General features: G+C 69.1%; 9 protein-coding genes. 5 read left to right on the top strand and 4 right to left on the bottom strand.

Annotation, left to right across the window (positions count from 1 at the left end; translation table 11 throughout):
- Window positions 1-23: 23 nt before the first annotated feature.
- The gene (locus VF697_RS22345; protein WP_331098177.1) at window positions 24-1,097 is read left to right on the top strand and encodes an NADH:flavin oxidoreductase/NADH oxidase; all 1,074 of its coding nucleotides are present in this window, start codon (window positions 24-26) and stop codon (window positions 1,095-1,097) included.
- A 13-nt stretch (window positions 1,098-1,110) separates the two neighbouring features.
- Here VF697_RS22345 and VF697_RS22340 read toward each other — a convergent pair whose 3' ends face one another.
- Window positions 1,111-2,415 carry a DUF4082 domain-containing protein gene (locus VF697_RS22340; protein ID WP_331098173.1) on the bottom strand — a complete coding sequence of 435 codons (1,305 nt, stop codon included), beginning with the start codon at window positions 2,413-2,415 and terminating at the stop codon, window positions 1,111-1,113.
- A 169-nt stretch (window positions 2,416-2,584) separates the two neighbouring features.
- Between VF697_RS22340 and VF697_RS22335 the strand changes: the two genes are divergently transcribed.
- The 3 genes from VF697_RS22335 to VF697_RS22330 are packed head-to-tail and all read left to right on the top strand — an operon-like array spanning window position 2,585 to window position 4,130.
- Window positions 2,585-3,214 (top strand): DUF6714 family protein, encoded by a 630-nt coding sequence (locus tag VF697_RS22335; protein WP_331098171.1) that lies wholly within the window; start codon window positions 2,585-2,587, stop codon window positions 3,212-3,214.
- On the top strand, window positions 3,214-3,630 hold the full coding sequence (locus VF697_RS43540; protein ID WP_414641330.1) for a hypothetical protein: 417 nt from the start codon (window positions 3,214-3,216) through the stop codon (window positions 3,628-3,630). The genes VF697_RS22335 and VF697_RS43540 overlap by 1 nt, the downstream gene beginning before the upstream one ends.
- Window positions 3,627-4,130 carry a DUF6714 family protein gene (locus VF697_RS22330; RefSeq protein WP_331098169.1) on the top strand — a complete coding sequence of 168 codons (504 nt, stop codon included), beginning with the start codon at window positions 3,627-3,629 and terminating at the stop codon, window positions 4,128-4,130. The genes VF697_RS43540 and VF697_RS22330 overlap by 4 nt, the downstream gene beginning before the upstream one ends.
- Before the next feature lie 3 nt (window positions 4,131-4,133).
- Here the strand turns inward: VF697_RS22330 and VF697_RS22325 are convergent, their stop codons facing one another.
- The 3 genes from VF697_RS22325 to VF697_RS22315 all read right to left on the bottom strand — a co-directional run bounded on the left by VF697_RS22325 (window position 4,134) and on the right by VF697_RS22315 (window position 8,320).
- Window positions 4,134-6,392 (bottom strand): hypothetical protein, encoded by a 2,259-nt coding sequence (locus tag VF697_RS22325; protein WP_331098167.1) that lies wholly within the window; start codon window positions 6,390-6,392, stop codon window positions 4,134-4,136.
- On the bottom strand, window positions 6,393-7,730 hold the full coding sequence (locus VF697_RS22320) for a lysophospholipid acyltransferase family protein (RefSeq protein WP_331098175.1): 1,338 nt from the start codon (window positions 7,728-7,730) through the stop codon (window positions 6,393-6,395).
- Between the two features lie 68 nt (window positions 7,731-7,798).
- Entirely contained in the window at window positions 7,799-8,320 is a 522-nt protein-coding gene (locus tag VF697_RS22315) for a superoxide dismutase family protein (RefSeq protein WP_331098165.1), read from the bottom strand.
- Window positions 8,321-8,575: 255 nt separating this feature from the next.
- Here VF697_RS22315 and VF697_RS22310 point away from each other — a divergent pair.
- Window positions 8,576-9,643 (top strand): MFS transporter (locus tag VF697_RS22310; protein WP_331098163.1); only part of this gene is annotated, 1,068 nt, incomplete at its 3' end.

The raw sequence follows: 9,643 nt of genomic DNA, 5'->3' as shown, positions 1-9,643 counted from the left end.
TATGGCGAAAGCGTATCGGCTCGGTGACTGCTCCAAATCTCTTCAGCCCACTGCAGCTGCGCGATGTGCACCTGCGCAATCGCATCGGCGTCTCGCCGATGTGCCAGTATTCGAGCGAGGACGGTTTCGCGAACGACTGGCACTTCGTCCACCTGGGCACCCGGGCCGTCGGAGGCGCGGGCCTGGTGATGACCGAGGCCACCGCGATCGAGGCCATCGGGCGCATCTCGCCGCAGGACCTCGGCATCTGGAAGGACGAGCACGTCGCGCCGCTCGCGCGCATCGTGCGCTTCATCCACGAGCAGGGGGCCGTGGCCGGCATCCAGCTCGCGCACGCGGGGCGCAAGGCGTCCACGGCGCAACCCTGGAAGGGCGGAGCGCCCATCGCCCCGGAAGTGCCCGGTGGGTGGAAGCCCGTCGGCCCGAGCCCCCTTCCCTTCGACCCGGAGCACACGGTGCCGGAGGCCCTCGATGACAAGGGCATCCAGCGCGTGCTGCGCGCCTTCGTGGAGGCCACCGAGCGCGCCCTGGCCGCGGGGTTCCGCCAGGTGGAGGTCCACGCCGCGCACGGCTACCTGCTGCACGAGTTCCTCTCACCGCTCTCCAACCAGCGCACGGACCGCTACGGCGGCTCGTTCGAGAACCGCGTGCGGCTCACCCGCGAGGTGGTGCAGGCCGTGCGCAAGAAGATGCCCGAGGAGCTGCCGCTCTTCGTGCGCTTCTCCTGCACCGACTGGGCCGAGGGAGGCTGGACGCTGGAGGACTCGGTGGCCCTCGCGAAGCTGTTGAAGCAGGACGGCGCGGACCTCATCGACTGCTCCTCGGGAGCCCTCGTGCCCGGGGTGAAGATCCCCGCCGGGCCGGGCTACCAGACGCCGTTCGCCGAGCGCATCCGCAAGGAGTCCGGCATCGCCACCGGCGCGGTGGGCTTCATTCGCGACGCCTTCCAGGCCGAGCACATCCTGCGCACGGAGCAGGCGGACATCGTCATCCTCGCGCGCGAGCTGCTGAGAGATCCGTACTGGCCCCTGCACTCCGCGCGCGAGCTCCACGCCCAGGCGACGTGGCCGCCGCAGTACGAGCGCGCGGCGGACTGAGGCTCACTCGGACTCAGGGAGAGGGCACGAAGCGCACGTCCACCCAGTAGTTGGCTTCCTTGTACGAGCTCGCGGGGAAGCCACCTCCCGACTGGTAGACGAAGACGCCGTTGCCTCCCACGCTCGCGCTGCCGGGTGCCGTCAGGTTGCCGCTGACGACGGCATTCGTGAGCCCGTAGGGATCGCGCGCGAACTGCCCGTTCGACGAGTAGTAGGACGCCACATAGGTGGCGCCGGCGGAGATGGCGATGGGCGTGGGGAGCGACACCTCCTGCCAGCCAGGAACGCGGCCATCCGTCACCGGCACCGAAGCCAGGAGCGAGCCGCCGCTGGTCCAGAGCCTGGCCACGTAGCCGCTGGCGTTGCCCGTCCCCCGGTAGAACCGGAGGGCGGTGATGGTGCCGGCGACGTTGCTCCGGAACTTCACGCCAATCTCCACGGCGCGGGTGTCCGGCTCCACGGCGGTGCCCGGGACGCGGTCGCCGAAGAGGCTCTGGCTCCACGGCAGGGTGAGGGTGGCCACCACCGGGCGGTGGTCCGACTGCGAGGAGGCCCCGACGACGCTCGCCAGGACGGGCGAGGTCCACCCGGAGCCGAGCATCAGGTAGTCGATGCGCCGGGTTGGAAAGCCCGCGTCGTGGGTGTAGCCACTGCCCGAGCCCCCGCGCGTCCAGGCATCGGTGAGTTGTTGAAGCAGGCTCGTGATGCCGCTCTCCGAGGGCGAGGCATTGAGGTCTCCCCCGAGCAGGGCCCACGGCTTGCCTGAGAGGGCCGCCTTGACGTCCGCGGCCTGGTTCAGCCGCTCCGTCGAGCCGGTGGTGCCGAAGTGGGTGACGCCCACGGGGATGACGTGCGCGGCGTCCAGTTCCACCTCCATCAGCGCCAGGATGCGCTGCTCCGCGGCGGACCGGAGCGGGATGCGCTGCGAGGTGCGGATGGGGTAGCGCGACAGCAGCGCCACACCGTACTGGCCCGAGTCGTAGCTGAGCAGCGCGGGCTGGAAGGAGTAGTACATCCCCGTCAGCGCGCCGAGCCGCGCGGCCTGGTCCACCTTGCCCGAGCGGGTGGTGAGGACGTCGACTTCCTGGAGCGCCACGAGGTCCGGCGACTGGGCCTTGATGACGCTCGCGATGCTCTCCAGGCTGCTCAGCTCGCCGTGCTTGATGTTGTAGGTCATGAACCGCAGACCGCCACCGGGCGTGAGGGCCTGGGCGCTCTCACCGGGGGTGAGCGCTTCGGTGGAGGACTCGGGCGGGGCGCAGCCGGCGAACACGGCGGCCAGCGCGAGGGCGAGGACGAAGAAGCTTTGACGGCGCATGAGGGGCTCCTGGGGAGGCCTGAAGCTATCCCCGCTGGAGCCCAGTTTGTACTGAATTCACCGATTTACCTGACTCTGAATGACACTCTGGCAGCGAGGAGCAACAGGGCGGAGTCCTCCCAGGTACGCTGCATGCGTGTTGCCGCACGACCCTTCCAGGGGGCTGCTCATGCCGCGTACTGCTCGGGTTCGACTGGCTCCGCCACTCCTCGTCGCCGCGGTCCTGTCCCTCGCCTGTGAGAAGAAGAGCGCGCCGCCACCCGTACCGCTGGCCGAGCATGGCGGCTACAAGCCGCTGTCCACCCGGAATCCCTCCCGGATGCAGGCGCTGAGGCAGGAGATCGCCGCGGCCTTCGCGGACGTGCCCTACCCTGGGGATGACGCCCTCGTGGATGGCGACAATCCCTATGATCTGGAGAGCGTCGCGCTCGTGGAGGCCTTCAAGGGCAAGCACTGGAAGCAACTCACGCCGCGAGAGCTGCGCTACAACGAGCTCGCCTTCCTGAGCCGCGAGGCGCTCCAGTTCTACCTGCCCGCCTATCTCATCGGCTCGCTCTATGACTACGGCGAGACAACCTATGGAGACATCCTCCCCTCCACGGTGTTGTCGCTCCTACCACCGGACGGAAACACCGCTGAAGACCAGATGCTGCGACAGCGCGAGCTGAAGCGGTTCGCGGTGTTCACTCCGCCCCAGAAGCGAGCCATCCGCTCCTTTCTCGAGTACGTCCGAGACGAGTTACCCGAACAGGGCGATGAGCCACGGAAAGCACTCGAACTGTACTGGGGCAGGAATTGATGAGTCCTCACGGAGAGCCAAGGATGAGCGGACACGGACGGCGCCAATCCTTGCTGTCGCTGCTCCTGGCCTCGGCACTTGTGCTTTCCTGCGAATCCTCCGACGAATCTCCCTCGGGAATGAAGCCACCAGGAGATTGCACACCCGAAGAGCACAGCCAGCTCCGAGATGCCGTGGACACGGAGTGCAAACGGATCCCCAGCAAATGCATCTCCCTCCAGAGTTGTGCCGTATTACGCGCCAATTGGCTCCAGACCCAGCAATGCATCCGTGCGCGAGCAACCATCATGAACAAGTGCTTTCGCGGTGGCGATGAACGCCATCAGCTAGCACGGAGCAGCGTCCAGGCAGGCGCGGATAAGTGCTGGCGTTACATGGAAGAAAAGAAGTGCCCCCTGCCCGAGTGCACTCCATGAATCTCCCCAGAATCGAAATATTGAAGCAGGAGATTGAAGCGGCCTTCACGGACGTTCCCTATCCGGGAGATGACCGCATTGCGTACAGCAACATCGATTTAGATGGGTCCCGGCTCGCGGCGGCATTCAAGGGAAAGCACTGGAAGGAGCTGACACCGCACGACCTGCACTGGAACGAGCTGACTTTTCTGAGCCGCGAGGGTTTTCAGTATTACCTCCCCGCCTATCTGTTCGCCGCACTGGAGGGCCATGACGGAACCTTGTACGAGGACATCCGGCCCCTCACGATCTACGGGCTGCGGCTCATCGATGAAGACACACCGCAGAACCGCCGCCTGCGCGAATCGCAACTGAAGGAGTTCGGGGTCTTCACCCCCGCCCAGAAGCGCGCTATCCGAGCCTTCCTCGAGTACGCCCGTGATGAGTGGACGGACGAGTTCCCGGATGGGGACTCACCGAAGCAGGCACTCGAACGCTACTGGGGACAGGACTGGAAGTAGCGCCTACCGCCCGCCCTTGCGGACGGAGATCTCCACAACGAAGTCCGGGCCCCGTTCCGCGTTGCTCTCGGCCCGCTCCAGCACAGCGGGTCGGTCGTCACCGGTCCACAGGCCCAGCAGGTCGTAGGTCATCCACTGCGCCAGCGAGCGCGCCACCCGCTGCGCTCCCTCGCGGGGCACCGTCGAGAGCGACTCCTGCGCCTCCATCAGTCCTCGCACCAGCCGCGCGGGCACCATCCAGCACTCGGCGCGCAGCGACGGCGGCACCAGGAACAGGCAGTAGGAGGACTCCGTCTTCCCGAGCAGCTCGTCCACCTGCTCCCGCCCGAGCCGGAGGTTCGGCGCCCACTGCCCTTCCCCTCGCCGCTCCAGCTTCCGCGCCTGCACCAGCACCGCCCGCTTCGTCGTGAGGAAGGAGTCCACCTCCACCTTCAGCACGAACGCCAGCTCCACCCCGGCGGGCCGCGGGTTCTCCGGGCTCGTCTCTCCCTCCACCGGCGCGCGAGTCCTCCGGTACTGGAGGTCCAGCTCCAGCGGCACCGGCTGGCCCTGCGAGAGCAGGATCGACAGGTCCGAGCGGATGCTCTCGAACTCGTGCTTCAGGTCCTCCAGCAGCCGTGTGACGAGCTGGGCCTCGTCCTCCCGGAAGTGCTCCGGGTAGCGCGCGGAGAAGTCGCGCTCCACGCGACTGAACGCCCCCAGGAGCAGCTCCTCCAGGTCCCGGTCCCGCAGCCACGTCCTGCCCCCGCCGAGTCCCATCGTCCCCGAGGCGCGCAGGTGGCGCAGGGCCCCCGTCAGCGTCGCGGGCGTCGCCGGCTCGGACGAGGCCTCCGCCCCGGCCGCCAGCCAGGCGTTGATGGCTCGCACGCGGAAACGCACGCGCGTGGACGGGTGCTCGCCCAGGCGGCGCAACTGGCGCCGATCCGTGGACGTCTTCACCAGCGACAGCGTCACCAGCTCCGCCTCCGAGGCGGCCGCGTCCGGGGCACACCACAGGAAGAACTCGATCGCCGCCTTCCGCAGCACGGGCTTCTTCGCGAACCGGCGGGTGACCTCCTGCCTCCACGCCGTCAGCTCGTCCGCTCCGGGCCGGCGCTCCGACTCGACGCGCGGCCACAGGTCCGCGCACTCCTCGGCCAGCCAGGACAGGGTGTCCGCCACGGGCAGGGCACGCACCCGCTCGCGCGCCCGGTTCCTGCGCTCGAAGGCATCCTCCGAGCCCTGGCGCAGCGCCACCCGGAAGAGGCGCTCCTCGAGCCACAGCAGCACGAGCGCCAGTCCGGGCTCGTCCTCGGGCTTCAGCCGCTCCCAGCACTTGTCCGCCACGAGCCGGTGCCGGTCGAGTTCCTTGTCCTCGTGGAGGCTGACCACCAGCGCCTGCAGGGCGCCGCGCAGGCCCTCCACCGGGGCCTCGAAGTACGCCAGCAGCTCACTGAGGTTCTCGATGACGGCCAACGCTCCTCCCTCTTCGAGGTTCCTGGCGAGCAGCAGGCTCGCCCGCGAGCACCACCGGGCCTCGCCCTTGCCCTGCGCGTAGCACCCCAGGAAGCCGCGCAGCTCGCTCCGCCCCTGGGGCGAGGCCACCATCTGGAAGAGCTTCTCCTCGAGGATGTCGCGGCACTCGCGCCAGGGAATCCTCGCCGCTCGCTCCCGGATGAAGCCCACCAGCTTGTCGCGGCCCTCGCGCAGGTACGGCAGCAGCGCCCGCAGCTGGTCGAGCCGCCCGATGACGCGCCGCTCGGAGCCGAGGAGCACCTTCAGGTCCAGCTCCACCGTCTCGTTGAAGCGCAGCACCTTGCCGTCGAACGTGCAGCGCACGCCGCTCACGAGGGCCGCCAGCTCCTCGGGGTGGCGCTTGAGGTAGCGGGTCAGCACCTTGGAGAGCTCGGCGTCCACCTCGCGCACGAGCGGCGCCACCGCCTCGCCCTGCCCCTCCCCCTTCAGCGCCTGGACGAGCTGCTCCTGCCGCGAGGTGAGTCGCTGGAGCAGCTCCCTCGGCGGCTCCGAGTAGGGCCACAGCAGCTCGCCGCAGTGGGCCAGCAGGAACAGCAGCTCACCGGGAGACCGGGAGCCGGAGTCCAGCCGGGACCACGTGGCCGCCTGGGCCAGCTCGCGCTCGTCCAGCGTGGCGCTCCGCACCCACTCGGCGAGCCGCTCCGTCCACTGGGGACGCGAGCTGAGCACCGCCTCGGGGCTGGAGCCAGCCACCTGCTCGTAGAGCGCCTGGATGGAGTCAGGCCACCTGTCGTTGCCGGGAAACACTCACCGCCCTGCTACCACAGCTAATGACGCGACGGGCGGGTCCAAACGCGGCTGGTACTCGCTGGCCAGCTGCTCCACCTCTGCCGCCAGCCGCTCGCCCTCGTGGAGCAGCAGGGCCTTGAGCCGCACGCGGCTGCCCAGGGTGAAGAACACGGACACGTCCCGCAGCAGCACCAGCCACCGCTCGGAGAAGTACAGGGTGAAGAGCGCCAGCAGTGGCACTCCCGCGCCGACGGTCAGCCCCAGCGCCGGCCCGCGCCACAGCCACGCCCCCACCGTCAGCGCCGCCCACCACACCAGCGACATCACGAAGGCCGCGAGGAACTTCACCGTGGCCTGCACGTCCAGCTCGGCCTTGCGGCTCGCCCAGCGCGGGAAGAGGTACGGCACGTAGAACAGCCCGAGCCCCACCGCGAACAGCGGCATCCCGAACACGAGCAACAGCAGGTTCTTCAGCGCGAAGCGCGTCACCGGGCCGGGCTGGTACTCCAGCGCCAGGTCCGTCGGGTCCGCGCGCACCAGGCTCAACCGGCGCTGGAAAGACATCAGCTCTCCGCGCATCCGCTCGAAGCGCTCGGGCTGCTCGGAGCGGAAGAGCTCCAACCCCCGCGCCCAGTGCCGCAGCCGCTCGGGGTCCATCTTCTCCTTCTGCCGGAAGGCGTAGAGCTGCTCAGCGAGCTGGATGAGCGGCAGGTCCTCCCACTTGCCCAGGTTGAGGGTGACGGACTTGAGCCCCTCGGCGACGCGTTCGGTGAGCTTGCGCACCGACTCCCCCTCACTCGCCCCGTCCGCCGGGAGGAAGTCCCGCACCTCGATGGGCGCGCCCACCTCGATGAGCACCTCGCTGCGGAAGAGGTTCTTGTCCGCGTACGTGAGACCCACCGGGACGATGCGCACGGGCGCACCCTGCTTCGCCGCCCCGAGCGCGATGCGCGCCGCCCCCGTCTTCAGCTCCGCCAGGGAGGGCTCCGAGTGGCTCTTCCCCTCGGGAAAGAGGGTGATGGCGCGCCCCGACACCAGCGCGCCGCGCGCCGCGTCCAGCGTTCCCTCGTTCTTCCCCATCTGCGAGGGGTCGTCCTGCTTGCGGTACACCGGCAGCGCCCGCAGCCCCTTGAGCAGCCAGCCGATGACGGGCAGGCGGAAGAGCGGCTCCTTCGCGAGGAACGTCACGTGCCGGCGCGTGAGGATGAACACCAGGGCCGGGTCGATGAGCCCGTTGGGATGGTTGCCCACGAACATGACCGGGCCCTCGGGCTCGGCCGCCGGGGCATTCACCTTCACCCGGTAGAAGAGCCGAAGCGCCAGGGCCACCACTGCACGCACGAAGCTGTAGAACACGCGTGCAGTGTACACCGGGTGGCGCTCGGGGAAGACCCGCCCCCCTGCCGGCTGGGGGAGCGCCGGGACTACTCCTTCCGGGCGATGACTCCGCAGGCCACGCGGCCGCCCGAGTTGCCCGCGGGGTCCGTGACGAGATCGTCCTCCCCCGCGTGGATGACGACGGCCTTGCCCACCACGTCCTCGGCGGAGCCATCGCCCAGCTTCCACTCCTTCTTGGAGAGCGTCAGCCGGCCCTTGCCGTCCTGGCCGATCTCGATGTTGCCGAGGTCTCCCAGGTGGTGGTTGGTGTCGGGAGCGCCGTGCGTCTTGGACGCCGGGTTCCAGTGAGGCCCCGCGCTGGAGGCGTCGGCGGCGCTGCAGTCTCCGAGCTGGTGGATGTGGGCACCGTGCTTACCCGGGGTGGCGCCAGAGACTTCCAGCGTCAGCGTCACCTGGTCACCGTCCTGCGTGAAGGTGGCGGTGCCCGTGGTGGAACTGCCGCTGCGGCTCTCCAGTTGGGTGGTGGCCTGCTCCTCGCCGCAGGCGACGAGGGCGAGCGCCGCCACGAGGACGGGGATTCGGAGGCTGACGTCGAACAGCTTCTTCATGGCTGCTCCTGTGTGAGTCCCCACGGGGAACGGCGGGGACGGTGGGAAGAAGGCCATGCTCTCCAGCCTTGGGGAATGCTCCTGGAGCAGGAGTGTCCACCGATGACAAGACCGACCACGACTTCTCGCGGCCGCACCAGACGACGACGACGAGATCGGATGGGCTGGGAAATATGCAACCTCCCGGTTGCACATCAACACGCCTGCTCAGAGGGTCCCTGGAGTTGACCTGGCGAGTCGGGTTAAGAATTTCGCATGCGCCCCCCCCACCCGACGCTGCGCCTGCTCACCCTGTTGCTCGTCAGCATGATGACGATCATGGCCAGCGCGGCCATCTCGCCCTCGCTGCCGCGCCTGCGCCTCGCGTTCGAGGGAGTGCCGGGGATCGACCTGTGGGTGCGACTGGTGGTCTCGCTGCCGGCGCTGTTCACCGCGGTGGGAGCGCCACTGGCGGGGGTGCTCATCGACCGCTTCGGACGCAAGCGCCCCCTCATGGCGGCCGTGGTCCTCTACGGCGTGGCGGGGACGCTGCCGCTGCTGCTCTCGTCGCTGCCACTCATCCTGGTGTGCCGCGCGTTCCTCGGCCTGTCGGTGGGCGGGTTGATGACGACGGCGACGGCCCTCATGGCGGACTACTACTCGGGCCCCGAGCGAGGCGTGGTGATGGGACGCCAGTCGGCCGCCATGGCGGTGGGGGGCCTCGTCTTCCTGCTGAGCGGAGGCCTGCTGGCCGACATCCACTGGCGGGCCCCGTTCGCCGTCTACCTCTTCGCCTTCCTCCTCCTGCCGCTCATCCACCTCTTCCTCACCGAGCCGGAGACGAAGCGGGCCGCGCAGGGGGCCGGGGCGGTGCGCGAGCCCCTGCCGTGGAGCAACCTGTGGCAGCTCTATGCCCTGGCGCTGGTGGGCATGCTGCTCTTCTACCTCATCCCCGTGCAGCTCCCCTTCCTGCTGCGGCGGCTGGGGATTCAGTCGTCGGCGCTGGCGGGGCTCGCGGTGGGGGTGGCCATGGGGGTGGGCTCGGTCGTCTCGCTGCGGTACGCGCGGGTGCGCCAGGTGCTGGGCTACCGCAGCATCATGGCGGTGCTCTTCGCCTGCATGGGCCTGGGCTATGTGCTCATCAGCATGTCCACCTCGTACGCGGCGGTGGTGGGGGGGCTGGCGGTGTCGGGGCTGGGCACGGGGCTGCTGACGCCCAACACGAGCCACTGGGCGAGCACGCTCGCGCCGGAGGCCGCACGAGGCCGGGTGATGGGCGGGCTGACGACGAGCATCTTCCTGGGGCAGTTCCTCTCGCCCATCCTCGCGCAACCGCTCATTGGG

Origin of the sequence: Archangium sp. (assembly GCF_036388035.1) — a bacterium.
GTDB lineage: Bacteria > Myxococcota > Myxococcia > Myxococcales > Myxococcaceae > Archangium.
The sequence above is the reverse complement of the archived record's forward strand: the minus strand, read 5'-3'. Positions and strand labels throughout refer to the sequence as shown.